Raw genomic sequence first — 368 nt, forward strand, 5'->3', positions numbered from 1 at the left:
CCTGTGAGGAAGCACGAAGCATTAGCATCTTCGAAACACTGATAAAGATGGGCCACATTCCCACTCGAAAATCACAAAAAGAAGCCTGGTTCCTGAGTCCCCTGCGATCAGAAACAGAAGCCTCTTTCAAAATTTCCTTTAGACTAAACAGGTGGTACGACTTCGGTATTGGGAAAGGAGGAAACGTGATCGACCTGGTATGCCTCATCTTGAATTGTTCCGTAGCAGAAGCACTAGCTTATTTGTCAGAAGGAATACCTGTTTCTAATTCTTCTTTGAATAGCCAAATCAGGAGTAAGGAAATAGAACCTGCAAATAAAATCTGGAAGATTTTACCAATAGAACATAAAATGCTCAAGAGATATCTT

General features: G+C 40.8%; 1 pseudogene. It reads left to right on the forward strand.

The features are described 5' to 3' along the window. Positions 1 to 47: 47 nt before the first annotated feature. A pseudogene (locus tag HC175_RS20725) lies at positions 48 to 368 on the forward strand (toprim domain-containing protein); the annotation flags it as partial.

This window comes from Salinimicrobium oceani, assembly GCF_012037645.1.